The sequence below is a fragment of the Amycolatopsis sp. NPDC050768 genome, assembly GCF_040654155.1.
In the GTDB taxonomy this organism is placed as follows: domain Bacteria; phylum Actinomycetota; class Actinomycetes; order Mycobacteriales; family Pseudonocardiaceae; genus Amycolatopsis.
In genome coordinates this window covers 156,034-173,996 of record NZ_JBFAHL010000013.1, presented here as the reverse complement: position 1 = coordinate 173,996, position 17,963 = coordinate 156,034, and the positions used below count along the sequence as shown (strand labels likewise).

Here is a 17,963-nt window from a genome sequence, read left to right as displayed (position 1 = left end):
GAGGGAACCGGAAAATGACCACCATCACCCGCACCCAGGCCACCCCGTCCACCGCGTCGGCCACGAAGCCGCAGCTCGTCGAGCGCGTCCGCCCGATCGTGCTGGCCCTGTTCCGAGTCGTCACGTCCGCCCTGTTCCTGATCCACGGCCTGGCCGGCTTCGGCTTCTTCGGCGGCATCGACGGGCAGGGCGGGGCCGTGCCGTTCGGCAGCTTCCCCGGCTTCTGGGCCAGCGCGATCGAGGTCGTCGGCGCCGTACTGATCCTGCTGGGTGTGGCGACGCGACCGGCCGCGATCGTGCTGTCCGGTGTGATGGCCTACGCCTACTTCACCGTCCACGCGCCGTTGGGCCTGCTGCCGATGCAGAACATGGGCGAGCCGGCCGCGCTGTACTCGTGGATCTTCCTGACGATCGCCTTCACCGGTCCGGGCGCGTTCGCCCTGGGCAGCCTGCGAAACCGGGCCGAGAAAGCGCGTCAGTAGCCCGCGGCCGCCAGGTCGCTGTACTTCACCACGTGCTCCATGAGGATCGTCAGCACCTGCTTGGTGGACTCCCGTTCACGGGCGTCGCACAGCAACAGGGGAACGTCCGGGTCGAGGTCCAACGCGGCCCGGACCTCTTCCGTGCCGTAGCGGTACGCGCCGTCGAAGCAGTTCACACCCACGATGAACGGCAGGCCGCGCCGCTCGAAGAAGTCCACCGCGGCGAAGCACGATTCCAGCCGCCGCGTGTCGGCCAGCACCACGGCACCCAGCGCCCCCTCGGCCAGCTCGTCCCACATGAACCAGAACCGGTCCTGCCCGGGCGTGCCGAACAGGTACAGGATCAGCTCGGGGTTGATGGTGATGCGGCCGAAGTCCAGCGCGACGGTGGTGGTGGTCTTCTGCTCCACGCCCGAGAGGTCGTCGACGCCTTCGGAAGCGGTGGTGATCACCTCTTCCGTGCGCAGCGGGGGGACCTCGCTGACCGACCCGACCATCGTGGTCTTGCCGACCCCGAACCCGCCGGCGATCAGCACTTTGACCGCGGTCGCGGTCAGCGCGCGCCGGGGTTCAGAGTTTCCGGATGCCATCGAGAACCGCCTGGAGTACGTGTTTGTTCGGGGCTTCGGTCGGTGGTGCAGCGGTGCGGAACAGCACCAGGTTCTGCTCGATCAGATCACTCAGCAGAACCTTGACCACAGGCAGGGGCAGGTCCACGCGCGCGGCCACCTCGGCGACCGACGTCGGTTTCTGGCACAGGCTCAGGATCTGCGCGTACTCCGGCTCGATCGCGGCCACCTCGCGCGCGGTGCGCATGGCGACCACGAGCGTGATCAGGTCCAGCCCGAGCGTGTCCGAGCGGGTGCGCCCGCCCGTGACGGCGTAGGAGCGGACCAGCGGCCCGGCCTCGTCGTCGAACCAGGACTCGTGCCGGCCGCTCATGGCGAGGTCCGCTGGACCACTCCGGCCCGCGGTGCCGCCGTGAGCACCGCGCCGACCCGCTTGACCATCAGGTTCATCTCGTACGCCACGAGCCCCATGTCCGCGTCGGCGCTCGCCAGCAGCGCGAGGCACGCGCCGCGGCCGGCGGCCGTCACGAAGAGGAACGCGTGATCCATCTCCACCATCGTCTGCCGCACGTTGCCGCCGCCGAAGTGACGTCCGGTGCCCCTCGCGAGGCTCTGGAACGCCGAAGCGACCGCCGACAGGTGCTCACCGTCCTCTTCGGACAGGTTGCTCGACCGGCCGATCAGCAGCCCGTCGGAAGAAAGCACCACTGCCCGCTCGGCACCGGCGACCCGCTTGACGAGGTCGTCGAGCAACCAGTCGAGCTCGTTGACGCCGTTGTTGGCCATCAGTCGCGATCTCCGTACCTGTTGTCGTCGTAGTCGACTTCCGTCTCCCGGGCGCGCCGGGTGCCCTGCTGGAACGCCGTGAGGCGGTTGCGGGCGAGTTCCGGCGTGTCCTCCCGGGCATCCTGGAGCTCGTGCGCCGGACGGTCCTCGCGCAGCTGGGGCACGAGGTTCTGCTGACGCCGGCGCTGAGGCAGCGCCGGGCGTCCGGGTGCTTCCGGCCGGTGCGGCTGCTGGGGGCGGCCGTTCTCCGGTGCCGGCCGCGGCTCGTGCGCGGGCCACGCCGGCTGGGGCGGGCGAGGCGGCCGGGCGGCACGCGGCGGAGCGGGCTGCTCGACCGGCGGCGCGGGCGGTTCGTACGCGGGCTGTTCCACCGCCGCGACCGGAGCCGGCTCGGGACGCAACCGTGCCGCCCGCCGGCCGACGCGGCTCATGCGCACCGGGTCCTGTACCGGCCGCTCGGGCACCGGCACCGGGGCCTGCTCCTCGGCGACGTCCGGCGCCGCCTCGGCCAGTGGGGCCAGCAGATCCCGGCGCACCAGCACGATCGCGCGCGTGCCGCCGTAGGCCGACTCCCGCAGGTGCACGGAGACGCCGTGGCGCGACGCGAGCCGCGCGACCACGAACAGGCCCAGCCGGGGCTCGTCCGACAGCGCCATGATCCCGAAGTCCGGCGGGTCGGCGAGCATCGCGTTGAACTCGTCCGCCTGCTCCTTCTCCAGCCCGAGGCCCTGGTCCTCGACCTCGATCACCACGCCCTTGCCGACGATGTTGCCGCGCAGCTCGACGCGCGCCTCGGGCGGCGAGAACGACGTCGCGTTGTCGATCAGCTCCGCCAGCAGGTGCACGAGGTCGCCGACCACCGGACCGCGCACGGCGATCGACGGCAGCGCGGCCGTCTTGACGCGCGAGAAGTCTTCGGTCTCGGCCGCCGCGCCCCGCACCAGCTCCGCCAGGCCGACGGGGTTGCGCCACTGCCGGCCCGGCTGGCCACCGCCGAGGATGATCAGGTTCTCGGCGTTGCGACGGGCGCGCGTGGACAGGTGGTCGAGCTGGAAGAGCGTGTCCAGCTGGTCCGGGTCCTCCTGCTTGCGCTCGGCCGCGTCGAGCACCTTCAGCTGCCGGTGCACGATGACCTGGCTGCGGTGGGCGATGTTGAGGAACACCGTCTTGGTGCCCTCCCTCGTCTTCGCCTCTTCGACCGCGGCGGCGATGGCCGCCTGCTGTGCCTTGTTGAACGCCTCGGCGACCTCGCCGATCTCGTCGTCACCGTGGTCGAGGAAGTGCCCGCCCTCCTCGAGGTCCACGGGTTCGCCCGCCCGCACGCGCTCCACCAGCTCCGGCAGCCGGACCTCGGCCGCGTCGAGCGTGTCCTCCCGCAGCCGCGCGAGGCGCGCGATGAACCGGCGCGACAGGCGCAGTGCGATGAGCACCACGATGATCGCGATGAGCACCGCGGCGGCGCCGGCGATGATCGAGTTGGTGAGCGTGGTGTCGGCGTCGGCGATCGCCGCGTTGGTGGCGGCCGCGCTCTGCGTCACGAACATCGTCATCAACGTGGTGGCGACCTGGTGCGCGGCGTCGCGCCACTGCTGCTGCGGCACGGGCAGCTGCTTTTCGCCCGCCAGGAACGCGTTTTCGACCTGCGTGACGGTGCGCCAGTCCGGTCCGGCCACGAGCTTGTCGTAGCTCGCGCGCACCTGCGGCAGCATCTGCGGCACGGACTGTTCCAGCTGCGCGTGATACGCGCCGATCTGCCCGATGTACGCGCGCTGCTCGTCGCCGTTCAGGCCGCCCGAGGCGAGCCCGGCCGCCGACAGGGCGTCGCTGCGCTGCATCTCCTCGGCGGCGTTGAAGATCGGGATCGCCGACAGGCGCGCGAACGCGTTCTCCGCACCGCGCGCGGCCTGCGCGAGCCCGGCGACGCCCTGCGTGAACTGGTCGATGATCTGGTTGTAGAAGGTGAACGTCTGCAGCAGCGGCAGCTGCCCCGCGTCCACCTGCTGACGCACCTGCGGCACCTTCGAGTACAGCCCGGCGAACGTGGCGATGTTCTGCTTCACGCTCGCGGGCACGGTGTCGTCGTCGGCGAAGTTGCCTTCGAGGATCGAGCTGATCTGCGCGGCCGCCGCATCGGTCTTCGGCCGCGCGGCCTGCAGCGCCTGACGCGCGCCGCTCTGCCCGGCGAGCAGGCTCATCGACAGCTGCCGCTCCTGCTCGGCGGCGACGATGAACGGGATGCCCGGGCCTTCCGAACTGCGGATCTTCCGCGCGTAGTCGCGCGCCTGCAGCGCGTCGGTGATCAGGTAGCCGGCTAGCGCGACGCCGACGATCAGGAGAGCGAGACTCGGAATCAACGCGATCGCGAGCACGCGTGATCGAATCGACGAGCCGCGGTTGCGACGAACAGAATTCTGCTTCACCGTGGTCCGTTTTCCTTCCGGCAGTACAAGGTATTCGGGTCTCCCAGGGTTTTCTCACCCGGTTCCGACCAGCCGGATCAACTCACCGTGGTCCATCGCCCGCGACGACGTTAGGCAGGCCGGGCAGACACGTCAAGTCCGGATGCGAATCCAGGTCACGTTCCCGTGATCCACTCACAACTTCCCGCAGTACTTTGGAAAATCCGCCACGCGAAGGGTGAGCTTGGTCGCACGGGTAATGGGCCGGACGGCGGTGTCGCCGCGACCTGCAACGCGCTATCGGCGAGGTGATCGACGCGTGAGGAACACCGAAATCATTCGGTGAGGTCCATCACGGAAGGCACGGACAGTCCGTGACGGTCACCTTACGCGCGGCCGTGAACTCCACGCGAGGACGAAAAGGCGTGAAATGGACTACACCGGCCGCGGAATCGCTGTTCGCACCGGCGCGATTACCACTTTTCAGCGCCGAACGCCGTTCGGATGCGAGTCGCCGTCGCGGTGCAGGATCAAGCGCGGCACGTCGGGCCAGTCGGGGTCGTCTTCGTGGTCGGCCCGGCGAGCGGAGCCGCCGCGCCGGCCCCGGCGGAGGAGGTCGTGCAGCATCTCCCGGCACGCCCAGCCGAGCACGGCCACGGAGCAGACCAGCACCAGCACGAGCACCGACTCCACCGGGAAGCGCACGAACAGGTCGCCGAATTCGGCGAGCAGAATTCCGATGATTACCCCGACCAGGAGTGTGCCGACATACGAAATCGGCACCTCGCGAACCCGTGCACCGGCCATCGCCGCCCCCTTCGCCCGGCAACCGCGCCGACGTTTCCCCGTGCCGCACGAGCACGGGATCGCGCCGGTCCGCGGTGCGCCCACCAGCGGAAAAGCAGGGTCCGATCATAGCGGGCAACCACGCGGAACTGTCCCGGTCGCTCACCCGAAGGGGCTATGCGTGGATCCATTCAGCCACGAAAACCGCGATTTTCCGTGAATTCAGTTCGCCTTTTCGTTCAGCTCAGCTCATGCAACGCCGTGACTGCGCGCAGCACTTCCTCGTACCTCGCGTAGAGCGGCGCGAGCCCGAACCTCAGCACGTCGGGCGGACGGAAATCGCCGAGCACGCCGCGTTCGTGCAACGCCGCCATGGTCCGTGGCGCGTCCGGCACCCGCACCGAAATCTGGTGGCCGCGCGCGTGGTCGCGCGGCGTCGGCACGTCGGCGCCGGGCAGCAGTACGTCGAGGCAGCGCAGGAAGAAATCGCCCAGTGCCAAGCCTTTCGCCCGCAACACGGCAAGATCGACGTCGTCCCACACGTCCAGCGCGGCGTCGAGCGCGAGCAGCGACAGGATGTCCGGAGTGCCTGCCCGCGCCCGCGAAATCCCCGCGCCCGCGCGGTAGCCGGCCTCCATCGCGAACGGGTCGGCGTGCCCGGCCCAGCCCGCGAGCGGTTGGTCGAACGACTCCTGGAGCCGGCTCGCGACGTAGACGAACGCGGGCGCGCCCGGCCCGCCGTTGAGGAACTTGTAGGTGCAGCCCACCGCGTAGTCGACCTCGTGCTCGTCGAGCCGCACCTCGATCGCGCCGACGCTGTGGCAGAGGTCCCAGACGACGGCGGCGCCGGCCGCGTGCGCGGCGGCGGTGATCGCGCCCATGTCGTGCAGCCGGCCCGACACGTAGTCGACGTGGTTCACGAGCACCGCCGCCGTCGCCCCACCGCACGCGGCGGGCAGCTCGGCGACCGGCACGCGCCGCACGGCGTGTCCGGTGAGGCGCCCGACCTGCTCGGTGACGTAACCGTCGGTCGGGAACGTCGCGGCGTCGAGCAGGATCTCGCTGCGGCCCGGGTTCGCGCGCACGGCGGCGACGAGCACCTTGAACAGGTCGACACTCGTCGAGTCGGCGACCACGACCTGCCCGGGCGCCGCGCCGACGAGCGGCGCGATGCGCATCCCGACCCGCTCCGGCGCGTCCCACCAGCCGTCGGTCCACGACCGGATCAGCCGGCCGCCCCATTGCTCGCGGACCACGTCGGCGAGCCGCTGCGCGACGTACCTCGGCGGTGCGCCGAGAGAGTTGCCGTCGAAGTACGCGACGGCCGGGTCCAGGTCGAACTCCGCGCGCTTGGCGGCCAGCGGGTCGGCGGCGTCGAGCTCGGCCGCTTCTTCGGCGAGGGTCATGCCGGGAACTCGTCGGCGAGGGTGTCCCAGAACATCAGCTCGTAGCTCTGGAACAGCCGGGCGTACGTCCGCGCGCGATCCGCGTCGAGCCGCCCGGCGTCGAGCCCGGCCTGGATCGCGGCGAGCGCCTGCTCTTCGATTTCCGGGACGTCGGCGGCGAAGAAGTCGAAGAACGCGCACGCGTCGTCGGAGAAGCCGCCGTCCTCAAAACAGTAGTGCTCACGCATCCCCGCGGCGATGGCGGCGCAGTACCGGCTCCACGCGGTGAAGTTCGCGAAGATCGCGACGGCGACTTCAGCCGCTTCGCCATTCAGCGCCAGCCAAGCGAAGTACGCCGGATATGCCTGACAACCCGCACGCGGCAACTCGGCCCCCGGATCATCTCCGGCCGCCGCCGCCAACGCGTCGAGCTTGCCCAGCGCGAGCTGCTCCCCCGGCGCGAGGCCACCGAAGAACTCGCGCGCCCGCGGTTCGTCGGCGCGGGCGGCCAGCGCGTGGAAGCTGCGCCAGTCGCTGCGCACGATCCATCGCTCCTCGGCGGCGATCGCGGCGAACACCTCGCGCGGTGCACGGCCGGACACGACGAGCGGCACGAGCCGGTTGTCGTCGTCGCGCGGCGCGAGCTCGCGCTGGATCGCACTCAGCAGTTCACGAGCGGACTGATCACGAGCGGGCACAGGCTCTCCTTCGGCGGGGGCTTCCATTCAAGCAGGATCCGCCGAAGTGGATCTTTTGCTCGAGGCGTGAGGAATAGACCGTTTTGCGTAGTTCACGGTCAGGTCCACGCAGGCACGCGGAGTGGCCGCGATTCTCTATCCACACCGGCCGGGAGCCCCTACAGTGGTCGGTCATCCGCACCACTGGAGGAGGGCCAGCGTTGACCACCCCGCAGTCCGCAGCCGCACAGGCCGAGGGTCAGACGATCCCCCGCCTGCTGCACCACAACGCCACCGAGTACGGCGATCACCCCGCCGTCACCTCGCTCGACCTCGAGGGTCACCCGACGCTGAGCTGGAGCGAGTTCCGCACCGCGATCGCCGAGTTCTCGCGCGGCCTGGCCGGGCTCGACCTCGGCAAGCGCGACCGCATGCTGATCATGGCTGCGAGCAGTCCCGACCACCTGGTCGCCGACCTCGCCGCCGTGCACCTGGCCGCGATCCCGTGCACCGCATACGCGACGCTGAGCCCGGACCAGATCCGTTACGTCGCCCTCCACAGCGCCGCGCCCGTGGTCGTCCTCGGCGGCGCGGGTGAGCTGGAGCGCTGGCTGCCGGTGCTCGACGATCTCCCCGCACTGCGCCACGTCGTCGTGATGGACGCGGCCGCCATCCCGGCCGGCGACGAAAGGTTCGTTTCGTTCACAGAAGTGCGCGCGGCCGGACGCGCGGCGCTCGCCGAAGACCCCGCCGCGTTCGAAGCCGCGTGGCAGGCGATCCAGCCGGACGACCCGCTCGCGATGATCTACACCTCCGGCACCACCGGCGACCCCAAGGGTGTCGTGCTGTCGCACCGCAACGCCGTCCACGAAGGACTCGCGGTGCAGAACCTGCACGACGCGCCCATGCACGCCAAGAACATCGCCTACCTGCCGCTGGCGCACATCGCCGAGCGCGAGCTGTCGATCTACCTGCCGCTGCTGTGGGCGGGCCACGTGCACACCGTCGCCGACGCCGCCGGTGTCGTCGCCGCGCTCGGGCAGGTGCACCCGGAGAGCTTCTTCGGCGTGCCGCGCGTGTGGGAAAAGATGGTGGCGGGCATGAAGAACATGCTCGGCGGCGTACCCGAGGACCGGCGCGAGGCGCTGCTCTCGGCCAACGCCCTGCTGCAGGAGGGCTACAAGCTGCGCTCCGACGGCAAGGAGGTGCCGGCCGAGCTCGCCGAGCGCATCGCGAAGACCGACGAGGCCGTGCTCGCCCCCGTGCGCGCGCTGCTCGGTCTGGACAAGGTGCTCGTCGCCTCCAGTGGCGCGGCGGCCCTGCCAGTGGAGGTCCTGTACTTCATCGCCGGCCTCGGCGTGGAGATCCAGGAGGTCTGGGGCCTGTCCGAGACGACCGGCGCGGCCACGTCGAACAGCGCCGGCGGCTTCCGCGCGGGCACCGTCGGCAAGCCGCTCGAGGGCGTCGAGGTGAAGGTGGCCGAAGACGGCGAGCTGCTCGTGCGCGGCCCCATCGTGTTTCTCGGCTACCTGCAGGAAGACGGCTCCATCGCCGACGCCACCGACGCCGACGGCTGGTACGCCACCGGCGACATCGGCACCATCGACGAAGACGGTTTCGTGCGGATCACCGACCGCAAGAAGGAACTGATCATCACCTCGAGCGGCAAGAACATCGCCCCCACCCGCATCGAGGGCCTGCTCAAGGAACACCCGCTCATCGGCCAGGCCGTCGCCATCGGCGACGACCGCCCGTACGTCACCGCCCTGATCGTCCTCGACGACGAGATCGCCCCCGGCTGGGCCACGGCCCACGGCATCGAGGCGTCGGGCATCGACGAGCTGGCTGCCCACGACCAGGTGCTCGCCGAGATCGAACGCGCGGTGGAATCCGCCAACAGCCGCCTGGCGCGCATCGAGCAGATCAAGCGCTACCACCTGATCACGCAGGCGTGGACGCCCGAAACCGGCGAGCTCACGCCCACGCTGAAGCTCAAGCGCCGCGTCATCAACGAGCGCTACGACGCCGCGATCAAGGACCTCTACGCCGCCACCACCCCGGCGTCCTGATCCCCGGCCCCGGGCGGTTCGGATGAGCACCGCCCGGGGTGGGTCGTCAGGCGATCCGGCTGCTGTCCTTCCACTTTCTCAACCGCGGTGGCACGCGCTTCTCGAGCCCGTAGTTCTCCAGGTGCGCCGAAAACACCTCGTCAAAGGCGTTCTGCACTGTCTCCGTGTCCCACACCTGCCGCTCGAGGATCGGCTGCTTCAGGAACGGCTGCCCCATCACATGCAGCTGTGGCCCGTTGCACCGGATCATCTGCCCGGTGATCCCCGCCGACCCATCCCCGAGCAGGAACAACACCACCGGCGCGATCCGGGACGGCGTCCGCTCCGGCGGACAAGCCCGCAACGCCCGCTCCGACTTCCACACCATCCGCGTGTGCGCCACCGGGCAGACCGCGTTGGCCCGGATCCCGTGCTCCTCCAGGTCCAGGGCCCACGAATACGTCAACGAAGCAACCGCGCCCTTCGAAGCCGCGTACACGCCGAGCTTGCGCTGCCCCAGCGAAGCGCCCGACGAAATATTCACGATGGACCCGTGAATCCCCCCGGCGACCATCGCCTTGATCGCCGCCAGCCCCGTGTACATCACGCCCAGGACGTTGACCTCGACCAGCTCCCTGGCCTGGTCGACGCTGTCGTCCCACGGCAGGGACTCGTAGTTGAGCCCGGCATTGTTGACCAGGCCGTCGATCCGCCCGAACTCACCCACGCACAGGTCCACGATCGCCTGGGCCTGCGCCGGGTCGGCCACGCTGTGTCCACTCGCGACGGCCCGGCCGCCGTGCTGCCGGATCGTCTCGGCCGTGCGCTCGGCGAGCCCGGCGTCGACGTCGTTGACCACCACGGCCCCGCCCGCGCGGGCCACGTGCACGGCGAACGCCTCGCCGAGTCCCCGGCCTGCGCCTGTGACGACCACGGCCTTGTCCTGCATGAGCCTGTCCATGACTATCTCCCCACTGCCAGGCACCGGCGGGGCGAGGGGTCGCTCCGCCGGGCTCATTTCCAGTGTTGGGCCATTCGGCACGGGATACAGGGCGACGGCGACGAACGGTGTCCGTCATGCGACGAGCGAGTTACGCACGATCAGTCCTCCGGTACCTCCGGACTGGTCAGCACCGACCGGGAATGGGTTCCGCCCGACCTGGTCCGGGCCCCCTTGAACAGCCCAACCCGGGAGAACGCTGGTTCTACTGTTCGCCCGCGCGTAATCAGCGGCATACTGATTGTTGTCCCGCTGCCGGGAACTGTGACTCCCTCGGGGTCGCCGTCACAGTCCAGGCAGAATGCCCACCGGACACGTTCACCCGATCGGGGAGGGGGAAGTGGTCACCCTGTGACGACCCACGCCACGCCACGGCTGACGGCGCCACTGCGGAACGTCGAGTACCGCGTTCTGTGGGCGGCCGAGGCCATTTCGAGCGCGGGCGACCAGCTGGCGAAGGTGGCGCTCGCCATCCTCGTCTACAACCGCACCGGCTCGGCCCTCTGGGCCGCCGTCGTCTACGCCCTCACGTTCCTCCCCGCGCTGGCCGGCGGGCTCGGGCTGTCCTTCCTCGCCGACCGCTACCGGCGCCGCGCGGTGCTGAGCGTGAGCGCCGCGGTGCAGGCGGTGCTCGTGGGGCTGATGAGCCTGCCGGGCATGCCACTGGCCGTGCTGTGCAGCCTGCTCGTGGCCGTGCAGCTGGCCGCGTCACCCGCCAACGCCGCGCAGAACGCCATCACGCGCGAAGTGTTCACCGACGATGAAATCTACCTGCGCAGCCAGGACCTGCGCGGGATCACCACCAACACGGTGATGCTGGTGGGGCTCGCGGGCGGCGGCCTCCTGGTGACGTTCGTGGGCACGTCGTGGGCGCTGGCGATCGACGCCGTGAGCTTCGCCGTTGCCTCGCTCATCGTGCGCGTGTGGGTGCACGATCGCCCGGCCGCGGGCGGCGAGCAGACGACGTGGTTCGGGGCCACGCGGTTCGTGTTCGGACAGCGCAGGCTGCGGGTCCTGATCGCGCTGTCGTGGCTGGTCGGGCTCGCGGTGGTCCCCGAAGGGCTCGCGGCTCCGCTGGCGGAGCAGCTCGGCGCGTCGTCCACGGCCGTCGGCTGGCTGCTGGCTGCCGACCCGCTGGGGTTCGTGGCCGGTGCCTACTTGCTCTCGAAGTTCGCGTCCGCCCAGGTCAGGCTGCGTCTGCTGGGCATCCTCGCGACGACGTCGCTGGCCCTGCTCGCGCTGTTCCTGCTCCAGCCGAACCTGGCGCTGGCTCTCGTGCTCCTCGCACTGGCGGGTGCGATGGGCGCGTACATCATCACGGTCACCGCGACGTTCGCCACCTGGGTGCCGAACGAGCTGCGCGGCGGCGCCGGCGGGCTCTACCGCACCGGGCTGCGGGTCGCGCAGGGAGTCGGGGTCGCGCTGGGTGGGGTGGTTGCCCAGGTGACCGGGTCCGCGGTCACCGCCATCGCGCTCGCCGGTCTGCTCGGCGTGGCGCTGGCCATCCCCACCGCCTTCTCATGGACCCGGGTGCGGCACGCGGTCGCAGCCGATACCGGGCTCTGAGTCGTGGCCGGCTCGTTCACCGGCCGGGGCGATCCGGTTCTGACCTCCGGATCGAAGTCTCGGGGAGCGTCTTGTTCTCAGGCTTCGCGGTCACGCATCGCGACTCTCCTTTGCTCACGCTGTCACGAACTCTTGGTTGCCGGTCACCGGAATCACGCCTCGCGGTCACGCACGGTCGGACACCTCCTCGAACTGAGTGCACTGACAATTTCCGGGCAAACAGACAAGAACGATTCAGGCTTCGCGGTCACGCATCGGGAAAACACCTCCTGGAGGGCACGGCTCAGCGACTGGCGTTGCAATTCGCATTCAGGGTTCACCAGCCATCGGGGGAAGGCACCTCCGGGTAAGAGGCACACGGTTGGACGGAACACGAATTCAGCCCTCGCGGAGGGCCCACCGCCGGGAAGTCGGTGAGTGCGATGATACCGGTAAGCGATAACAGCACCACAGTGGATACCACCAGACCCGCACCACCCGAGAGACCGGAGGAGGCCGAGCCCGATGCCCGAGAACGGACACGCGCACGGTGAACCGACGGACTCCAATCGCGGGGTACCCACACCCTCCCATGATCACGCACCGAAGTCCCAAGATTCTTCCGGGGATGCACACAGTGCTACACAAAAAGCAACCGCGCGATCGCAGGGTGTCGGCAAACGGCTCGGTGAGTTGATTTCCGGCAATCCCGTGCGGTCGTGGGATCTGTGGACCAAGCCGCGGCCGATGATCGTTTTCCTGCTTTCCTGGGAAGCGCTTGCCGTCGGCCTGCTGACGTACGGGATCGTCACCGGCGGGCCCACCACGGCTCTGGACTGGGCCCGGTTCGGCATCCTCGCCGTGTGCGCCACGGTGCACATCCAGCTCACGCGCCGGCAGGAGGAGCGGCGGCGCAACCGCGTGACGGCCGTCCACATCGACCTGTCGGGGATCTGGGTGTTCCCCGGCGCACTGCTGCTGCCGATCCACTTGACACTGCTGCTGATCGTCATCGTCCGCGGGCAGCGGTGGTTCAACTCGCGGCGGCCTCCGCACAAGTTCGTGTTCACCTCGTTCACGCACGCCGTGTCGGCCTTGGCGGCGCACCAGCTCTACCAGACTTTCGCCTCGGCGGAGCTCGAGAACCTCTCCCCGGGCAATTCACTGAGGCTCTTCGGCATCCTCATGCTGGTCGGCTTCTGTTACGCGGCGCTGCAGGCGATCGTCATCGGCAGCTTGCTCGCACTGGGCGGAACTTCCGCCCCGACGCTGAGCAACGTGCTGGGCACCAAGGATGACAACCTGCTGGAGCTCTCGACAATCGGTCTCGGCACGATCGCCACGATCCTCCTGGTGAACTTCCCACCGGCGATCGTGATCCTGGTGCTCATCACCGTGCTGGGCAACCGGCTCGCCGAGATCAACCAGCTGCAGTCCGAGGCGCGCACGGACCCGAAGACCGGCATCTTCAACGTGCGCGGGTGGTCCGAATCAGCCGACCGCGCCTTGACGCGAGCCGCACGCAGCAACGAAATGCTGGCGCTGCTGATGATCGATCTGGACCATTTCAAGTGGATCAACGACACCTACGGCCACCCCGCGGGCGACGACGTCCTGCGCACCGTGGCCCAGACCTTGGACGACATCACGCGTCCCAGGGACATCATCGGCCGCTTCGGCGGCGAGGAATTCCTGATCCTGCTGCCGGACGTGGACCAAACGGCCGCCAAGGTCGCGGCCGAACGGATCCGTCTCGCGATCGCCGAACAGCAGATCGTGACCACCGACAAACGCGGCGGGCGCGCCCGCATCACCGGTCGGACCACCTCGATCGGAGTGGCACTGCTCGGGCCGAACGGATCGACGGTGGAACAGTTGCTGCACGCGGCCGACGCCGCCGTGTATACCGCGAAGGAAGGCGGCCGGAATCAAGTCCGGTTCGCCGACGCGGATCCGCCGCCGCGCGTGGCCTGAGCGAAATCGCCGCCCGCCACCAATTGCGATTAATCGCGTTGGACCGGCGACCCCCCGAAAACGGACGGCGAATTCAGTCAGAGCTCGCTCTCCGTGACCGAAAGTCGCGAAAAAGGGACTGTGATGCAATTCACCATCCCCTGAAATATGGTGCCCGGCCCGAACCCGGGGAGATCCCCACCCCTTCCGGGGGTCATCCCCATGCCGCCGCACGGGCGGGGCTGGCACCCTTGAGCGCATGCCCGCCTCCGACGACCGTCCTCCGGCCGCCGCTCGCGCCCGCCGTCCCTGGTCGACGTCGGGCTGGCTGCTGCTGGTGCTCTTCGTCGTCTTCGGCTTCGGGCTCATCGCCTCGCGCCCGGCGTCACCGCCGGACCAGGGACCGCCGACCGGCGACGTGCTGGCCGCGCAGAACGCCATCGCCGCGCTGACCCACCCCGGCCCGCAGCCCACCGCGCTGGCGCTCCTGCCCGAGGACTTCACCGCCGTCAGCGGCGTGACGCCGGGTGCGCTGGCGGCGCGCGACGGGACCGTTCGCGCCGTCCACGTCGACGGCGGGTGCTCCACCCCTTGGGGCGACGACAACACCAAGTGGGACTACGCGGTGCCGTGCAAGGCCCACGACCTGGGCTACGACCTGCTGCGCTACGCGGACAAGAAGGGCCACCCGCTCGACCAGAGCGTGCGGGCCTCACTCGACGCGCGGCTGTCGCAGGACATGCACCACGCGTGCGTGGTGAACCCGATGGGCTCGCCGGGCACCTGCCAGGTCGTCGCCACGCTCTACTCCGCCGGGCTCGTCGTGAACTCGTGGCACCAGCGGTGGGGACCGCCGGTCGCCGACCCGATCGGGCCGATGGTCGCCGGCGTCCTCGTGATCGGCTGCCTGCTCGTGTTCCGGCTGCGCGGCTGGCACACGGCCCGGCGCGCCACCCCGCGACCCGCTCGCGCCGCGACCGGTCCTCCCACGCGCTGGGCCGTGCTCGGCGCTGCCTCGGCCGTGCTGCTCGTGCTCGGCGAATCGGCGACGGCGCTGGCCGACTGGGCGGGCGCGCCCGAGTCCGCGTGGTGGCCGCTGACGTGGCTCGCGCAGCTCACCCCGCTGCTGTTCTTCGCGGGCGGCTACGCGAACGTCACCGGCTGGCTGGCCGAACGCGACCGCGGCTACCGCCACTACCTCGCCGAGCGCGCGAGCCCGCTGCTCCGCCCCGCGTTGATCTTCGCTGTGGTCGCCCTGCTCGTCCCGCTGGCGCTGGAGCTGCTCGGCATCCCCGCAGGCACGAACGCGACGGTCATGCGGATCGCGCTGCACCCGCTGTGGCTGCTGGGCGTGTACCTGCTGACGATCGTCTGCGCGCCCGCGCTGCTCGCGCTGCACCGCCGCGCCGGGCTGTGGTCGGTGGCCGGCCTGCTTGCGCTCGTCGTCGCGGGCGAGGCCGTCGCGGCCTGGTCCGGCTCGCCGCTGCCCGGTTACGGCGCCACCCTGGCGCTCGCGCTGCTGGCCCAGCAGGTCGCGTTCGCCCACGCCGACGGGGTGCGGCTCCCCCGGCCGGTACTGGCAGGCGCCGCCGTGGCCGGGGTGGGCGCGCTGGCCGTGGCCACCTTCGCGCTCGGCGCGTCGCCGATCCTGCTGGGTAGCCCGGGCGCGCCCGCCGCGTTGTCAGCGCCGCCGTGGGAGGTCCTGCTGCTCGGCGTGACCCAGCTCGGCTTGGCGGGCCTGCTCGGCGGACGGCTGGTGCGCGTCGCGGCGCGGCCGCGGGTCAGCCGCGCGACCGGGTTCGTGCTGCGGGCGCCGATGAGCCTGTACCTGGCGTTCCTGGCGGCGATGCTGCTGCTCGTCGCCGTCGTCTACCTGCCGGGCCCGATCGCCGACGGGCTGAGTTGGCTCGTGAAGCCGCGCACCGCGATGGCGATCGCGCTGCTGCTCGTGCCGGCGGGGTGCGTGTTCTGGTGGTTCGAACGCCACCCGCGCGGCCACGGCGAACCCGCGCCGCCCCCGCCGAGACCCCGCACGGCCACCGGCTGGCGGCCGGTGCTGCTCACGAGAGCGGCCGCCGCGCTCGGCATCGGCTTCGCGACACTCGGCGTCTTCGGGCTCGCGCTGGCCCGCTTCGGCGACGTCGCCGCCGACGCCGATTTCCTCGGCCTGCACCTCGACCCGGTGCAGAGCCTCGTGCACCTGCTTCTCGGCGTGCTCCTGCTGCACACCGTCCGCACGGGCGCCACCGCGTCGGCGGGCACGTGGTTCGTCTGCGCGCTCGCCTGTGGCCCGGCGCTGATGGTCTCGTCGGCCGGCCCGCCGACCGTGGTCCTGCACGCGGCGACGGCGGTGTTTGCGCTGGTCGCGGCCGGTTCGTGCCTGGTTCCCCGGCGCCGCGCTGCGAGCGCGACTTCTTGACGAGAAACTCGAAACGCGACACGCACACAACCGGCCAGGCGAACGCGCCCGGTTTGGCGGACCATGGGTGGTGCAGGCCACACCGGCCGGGGGAGGTGCGAACCCGCCGCAACCCCGTCCCGGCACCATGCGTCTTCAAGGTCCGGGGAACCGGACAGTGACAGGCAGAAGGACGAGCAGAAGGAGCGGACCGCGTGGATCACCCGCCTCGGAACGGGCAAGGCGACCGACGCCCCGCCCGCCCCTGGCAGGACCCGCCGGGGCGCGCGAGCGGACGCCGGGTGCCGCCTCCCGCCCGTGACCGCGCCGAGCCGCGCGGCCCCCGCGACGCCGAGCACCGCCCGTCGCGTCCGCCGCAGCGCCGGTCCGGCCCGCCGCCGCGGCGCTCGAGCCGGCGCGGCTCGCACCGCGGCGCGAAGATCACCCTCGCCGTGGTGTCGCTGCTGGTCATGGCCTTCACCGGCTACGCGTGGGCGTCGCTGCAGGGCCTGGTCAACGGCCTGAACTACGCCGACGTGATCAATCCTCAGTCAGGCGGTGACCAGCCCGCCGACGGCGCGCGCGACATCCTGATGGTCGGTCTCGACAGCCGCACCGACGCACAGGGCAACCCGCTCTCCCCGCAGCTGCTCGCCCAACTACACGCGGGCGAGGCCGACGGCGAGCTCAACACCGACTCGCTGATCTTCGTGCACATCCCGAACGACGGCAGCAAGGCCGTCGCGATCTCGCTGCCGCGCGACTCGTACGTGAACATCCCCGGCTTCGGCGAGCACAAGATCAACTCCGCGTACCCCCGCGCGATGCTGCAGGCGCGCAAGGACCTGCAGCAGCAGGGCGTGACGGACCCGAAGGAGCTCGACGTCAAGGCCAACCAGGCCGGCGCGAAGGAGCTCATCACCACCGTCGAGGCGCTCACCGGCTCGACGATCGACAACTACGCGGCGATCAACCTGCTCGGCTTCAGCGAGATCACGCAGGCCATCGGTGGCGTCGACGTGTGCCTCAACAACAACGTCGACGACTCCTACTCCGGCGCGAAGTTCACCAAGGGCGTTCACACGATCTCCGGGGTGCAGGCGCTGGAGTTCGTCCGGCAGCGCCACGGCCTGCCGCGCGGTGACCTCGACCGGGTGGTGCGCCAGCAGGTGTTCATGGCCGGGATGGCGCGCAAGGTGCTCTCGGCCGGCACGCTCACCAACCCGGGCAAGCTCAACGCGCTCATCGACGCCATCAAGAAGTCGGTGGTCCTCAACCAGAACTGGGACATCTTCAGCTTCGCCCAGCAGATGAAGGGCCTCACCGGCGGACAGCTCGAGTTCCGCACGATCCCGGTGGAGAACGTCGCGTACAAGACGCCCAGCGACGGCGACGCCATCAAGGTCGACCCGCAGGCCGTGAAGATGTTCGTGCAGGGCCTCGCCGGTCCGCAGCCCGGCCAGCAGGCGGGTCAACAAGAACAGGCGCCGCCGGCGAACGACGCGAACAAGGGCACCACCGTCGACGTCCGCAACGCTTCGGGCCGCACGGGCCTGGCCGCGAGCGTGTCGAAGCAGCTCACCGGCAAGGGCTTCACCGCGGGCGACACGGCCAACGCGACCTCGCGCAAGACCACCGTGATCTGGGTGCCCTCCGGCGGCGAGGACTCCGGTAACGCCGTGGCCGACGCGCTCGGCACCAAGGCCACGGTGCAGGAGGACAAGAGCGTCGGCGCCGGTCACGTGATGGTGTTCCTCGGCTCGGACTACCAGCCGAGCGCCGACAACGCCGGCTCCGGTGCGCCGGCCGGCTCGGCCAACGCGCCCGCGTCGACCCCGGCACCCCCGCCGGCCGCCGGCGACGACCAGAAGCCGATCACGGCCGACGGCGTTCCCTGCGTCAACTGACCTGTTCAGCGCACCGCGGTTCCTCCGT

Annotated in this window: 14 protein-coding genes; 6 read left to right on the top strand and 8 right to left on the bottom strand. The window is 70.4% G+C overall.

Annotated elements, in window-relative coordinates; translation table 11 throughout:
* The first annotated feature begins 14 nt into the window (after nucleotides 1-14).
* The gene (locus tag AB0H62_RS33265; protein WP_220243699.1) at nucleotides 15-482 is read left to right on the top strand and encodes a DoxX family protein; all 468 of its coding nucleotides are present in this window, start codon (nucleotides 15-17) and stop codon (nucleotides 480-482) included.
* On the opposite strand, the gene AB0H62_RS33260 is transcribed toward AB0H62_RS33265, so the two are convergent.
* The 7 genes from AB0H62_RS33260 to AB0H62_RS33230 form a co-directional block, all read right to left on the bottom strand.
* Entirely contained in the window at nucleotides 476-1,072 is a 597-nt protein-coding gene (locus tag AB0H62_RS33260; RefSeq protein WP_220243700.1) for an ATP/GTP-binding protein, read from the bottom strand. The two genes, AB0H62_RS33265 and AB0H62_RS33260, sit on opposite strands and share 7 nt — an antisense overlap.
* On the bottom strand, nucleotides 1,053-1,424 hold the full coding sequence (locus AB0H62_RS33255; protein WP_220243701.1) for a DUF742 domain-containing protein: 372 nt from the start codon (nucleotides 1,422-1,424) through the stop codon (nucleotides 1,053-1,055). Before AB0H62_RS33255 ends, AB0H62_RS33260 begins: the two co-directional genes overlap by 20 nt.
* Complete coding sequence (locus tag AB0H62_RS33250) at nucleotides 1,421-1,837, bottom strand: roadblock/LC7 domain-containing protein (protein ID WP_220243702.1); 417 nt, start codon at nucleotides 1,835-1,837, stop codon at nucleotides 1,421-1,423. The genes AB0H62_RS33255 and AB0H62_RS33250 overlap by 4 nt, the downstream gene beginning before the upstream one ends.
* Complete coding sequence (locus tag AB0H62_RS33245) at nucleotides 1,837-4,257, bottom strand: nitrate- and nitrite sensing domain-containing protein (RefSeq protein WP_360590502.1); 2,421 nt, start codon at nucleotides 4,255-4,257, stop codon at nucleotides 1,837-1,839. Before AB0H62_RS33245 ends, AB0H62_RS33250 begins: the two co-directional genes overlap by 1 nt.
* Nucleotides 4,258-4,719: 462 nt before the next feature.
* On the bottom strand, nucleotides 4,720-5,043 hold the full coding sequence (locus AB0H62_RS33240; RefSeq protein ID WP_360590500.1) for a hypothetical protein: 324 nt from the start codon (nucleotides 5,041-5,043) through the stop codon (nucleotides 4,720-4,722).
* A 218-nt stretch (nucleotides 5,044-5,261) separates the two neighbouring features.
* Nucleotides 5,262-6,428 carry a kynureninase gene (kynU, locus tag AB0H62_RS33235; RefSeq protein ID WP_360590498.1) on the bottom strand — a complete coding sequence of 389 codons (1,167 nt, stop codon included), beginning with the start codon at nucleotides 6,426-6,428 and terminating at the stop codon, nucleotides 5,262-5,264.
* Nucleotides 6,425-7,105, bottom strand: coding sequence for a transcriptional regulator (locus AB0H62_RS33230; protein ID WP_360590496.1), 681 nt, complete (start codon nucleotides 7,103-7,105; stop codon nucleotides 6,425-6,427). The genes kynU and AB0H62_RS33230 overlap by 4 nt, the downstream gene beginning before the upstream one ends.
* A gap of 200 nt (nucleotides 7,106-7,305) precedes the next feature.
* Between AB0H62_RS33230 and AB0H62_RS33225 the strand changes: the two genes are divergently transcribed.
* On the top strand, nucleotides 7,306-9,153 hold the full coding sequence (locus AB0H62_RS33225) for an AMP-dependent synthetase/ligase (RefSeq protein WP_360590494.1): 1,848 nt from the start codon (nucleotides 7,306-7,308) through the stop codon (nucleotides 9,151-9,153).
* 46 nt (nucleotides 9,154-9,199) lie between these two features.
* Here AB0H62_RS33225 and AB0H62_RS33220 read toward each other — a convergent pair whose 3' ends face one another.
* Nucleotides 9,200-10,093: an SDR family oxidoreductase gene (locus tag AB0H62_RS33220; RefSeq protein ID WP_360590492.1), complete on the bottom strand. Its 894-nt coding sequence runs from the start codon at nucleotides 10,091-10,093 to the stop codon at nucleotides 9,200-9,202.
* A gap of 390 nt (nucleotides 10,094-10,483) precedes the next feature.
* On the opposite strand from AB0H62_RS33220, the gene AB0H62_RS33215 reads away from it, so the two are divergent.
* The 4 genes from AB0H62_RS33215 to AB0H62_RS33200 all read left to right on the top strand — a co-directional run bounded on the left by AB0H62_RS33215 (nucleotide 10,484) and on the right by AB0H62_RS33200 (nucleotide 17,935).
* Entirely contained in the window at nucleotides 10,484-11,698 is a 1,215-nt protein-coding gene (locus AB0H62_RS33215; RefSeq protein WP_255638396.1) for an MFS transporter, read from the top strand.
* 726 nt (nucleotides 11,699-12,424) lie between these two features.
* Nucleotides 12,425-13,651 (top strand): GGDEF domain-containing protein, encoded by a 1,227-nt coding sequence (locus AB0H62_RS33210; RefSeq protein ID WP_220243708.1) that lies wholly within the window; start codon nucleotides 12,425-12,427, stop codon nucleotides 13,649-13,651.
* A gap of 238 nt (nucleotides 13,652-13,889) precedes the next feature.
* Nucleotides 13,890-16,049 carry a phospholipase gene (locus AB0H62_RS33205; protein WP_360590489.1) on the top strand — a complete coding sequence of 720 codons (2,160 nt, stop codon included), beginning with the start codon at nucleotides 13,890-13,892 and terminating at the stop codon, nucleotides 16,047-16,049.
* 449 nt (nucleotides 16,050-16,498) lie between these two features.
* The gene (locus AB0H62_RS33200) at nucleotides 16,499-17,935 is read left to right on the top strand and encodes an LCP family protein (protein WP_360590632.1); all 1,437 of its coding nucleotides are present in this window, start codon (nucleotides 16,499-16,501) and stop codon (nucleotides 17,933-17,935) included.
* Nucleotides 17,936-17,963: the final 28 nt, after the last annotated feature.